Genomic DNA, 2,058 nt, shown 5'->3' on the forward strand with positions numbered 1-2,058 from the left:
GCAGGCGAAAGCATCGCCGATCTGCTCTCAAAGCGCATAGTCGGCAAAAAAGGCGGTAGATTCAGCGTCGTCGGCATCGAGCCACTGGACGGGACGAACGCGCACGGCGTGGATGCGGAATTTTTGAGCAAAAAAATTAGAATTTCACTGCTGCATTCAGGCAAAGCAGTCGTCACGGACGCTCCAAGCAAAGACGAACTCGTATTTAGCAACGATGGCGTAAGCCGTGGCTATCACGCCGTAGAAAGCGGCTCGATCTACGCGCCGGATTACATCTTGGTAGGTAAAATTTTACCGCAAAGCCCCGCTGCGGCAAATGACGGTAAAGCAGGATCTAAAAAATCAAAAAATTTAAATTATGCAGCTAAAAATTCTACCGCGCAAGCAAGCGAAAGCCTACTTTTAGAGCTTTCGATGATAGATACTCGCAACAACAAAAGCGTGTGGAAGTATAAAAAAGCGCTTCAAAAGCAAATTTAAGGAATTTTTCGCTAAACTCACGATTCATTTTTTTGAAAGGCGGTGAGGAAAGTGCCTGGAGTAAAGGTATATCCGAACGAATCATTTGACGAAGCTTACAGACGCTTTAAGAAGCAGACCGATCGTAACCTAGTCGTTACCGAGGTTCGCGCGAGACGATTTTTTGAGCCGATGACGGAAGTCCGCAAAAAGCAAAAAATTTCAGCTCGCAAAAAGATGCTTAAACGTCTTTACACGCTACGTCGCTACGAGTCACGCTTGTAGCAACTTGCGCGGATTTGCGGATTTTAAATTTGCAGATCTGCGCGAAATTTTATCTCACATCTTTTTTAAATTTACAGCCCGCTTAAAATTTTACCCGCCGCGTCAGCGCCGAAATTCCGATCTAAATTTTAAAATTTACCTAATTAAATTTACCCGCCTTTTTGCGGCGCCTGCTTTATACAACATATCCGCCGGCGAGCCGCTAAATTTTGAAATTTATCTTTACCTATTCGTTTTTTAGATATACTTTTGCAAAATTTTAAAGGAGCAACCATGGACTTAAACGACTACCTCCACACTCAAGATCAGCAGCCTTCAAACCCTCAAGAAAAAGAAGTAGCACTCATCAAATACACCTTCATCGCGGCCTGCGCCTTAAAAGCTATAGCCGAACTGGTGCTATTGCTATTAGGAATTTACGGCGGATTGGGAGTATTACTAAGCGCAGCGGCATTCGTGCTTTTTATCTTTAGCATTTATAATATCTCTAAGCTTACCGCAAGCCGCAGCCTTTTGCGCAACGTAGCCATTGCCTTTGCGGCGATATTTATAGGCGTATTGTTATTTATATTTTTAGCGGGCGGCATCATCGCTCAAATACTACTTGCATTGGGATTCATCGCATCGTTTCTGTTTTTTTATAGATTTTATCAGGAGCTTGCCGATACTAGCGGAGTTGCGATATTTTCATATTGCTTTATCGCGCTTGTACTTGCAGCTATTGCAAATGCGTTTTTGGCGCGTTTTTCGCTGCCTGCTACGGTGCTGCTCAGCTTAGCGGCTCTTGCGCTTAACGCTTTTGCTATATTCAGCGTAGAGGGTTTTTCTCGTTCGTATTATTCTTATGATCTTAGAGGCAAGAGATAAATTTTGATTGCTTGATCGGTTGTGAAAAGACCAGCAAAGAGCTAAATTTTTAAAATTTAAAATCAAGGAGCAAGCCGTGGTCTATTTCAAACACATATTTCTCGCGCTGTTTTGCGGGGTGCTGTTTTGCGGCGTACTTTACGGCGAAAATCCAAATAAAATTTCAAAGCAAAATTTTAAATCTGACTTCATCTGGGGCGTTACGATCGACGACGGTTGGTACGAGGACGCGCAAGACGCCTCGGGCGCGAAGCTGCAAAGTATCGTGCGCGCCCTGCAGGCCCTACCCGTAAAGCCCACAGTGCGCGTCGTGATGTCAAAAGAGATCGCTCCGCGCGAGTATGAGCCTCTTTTTAAGCGGCTTAGCGAGGTTTCGTACGTGATGGCTTGCCCCGTGGACTCCTACGAGATGAGCTCGTACAAAAGCGTGAAAAGCTACGAAAAGAG

At 44.8% G+C, this 2,058-nt stretch carries 3 protein-coding genes and 1 pseudogene; all 4 read left to right on the forward strand.

Annotated features, from left to right (window positions below):
• On the forward strand, positions 1–480 hold a 480-nt coding region (locus tag Q0257_RS04220), incomplete at its 5' end, for a hypothetical protein (RefSeq protein ID WP_298021941.1).
• A gap of 51 nt (positions 481–531) precedes the next feature.
• Positions 532–744 carry a 30S ribosomal protein S21 gene (gene rpsU / locus Q0257_RS04225; protein ID WP_005869392.1) on the forward strand — a complete coding sequence of 71 codons (213 nt, stop codon included), beginning with the start codon at positions 532–534 and terminating at the stop codon, positions 742–744.
• Between the two features lie 273 nt (positions 745–1,017).
• Positions 1,018–1,611 carry a hypothetical protein gene (locus Q0257_RS04230; protein ID WP_297997576.1) on the forward strand — a complete coding sequence of 198 codons (594 nt, stop codon included), beginning with the start codon at positions 1,018–1,020 and terminating at the stop codon, positions 1,609–1,611.
• Between the two features lie 76 nt (positions 1,612–1,687).
• Positions 1,688–2,058, forward strand: a pseudogene (locus tag Q0257_RS04235) (hypothetical protein); the annotation flags it as partial.

Source organism: uncultured Campylobacter sp. (assembly GCF_938018035.1).
Classification (GTDB): Bacteria; Campylobacterota; Campylobacteria; order Campylobacterales; family Campylobacteraceae; genus Campylobacter_B.

Coding starts and splice junctions, on each gene's coding strand:
- Q0257_RS04230 (WP_297997576.1), top strand. CDS start 1,018: ATGGACTTAAACGACTACCTCCACACTCAAGATCAGCAGCCTTCAAAC.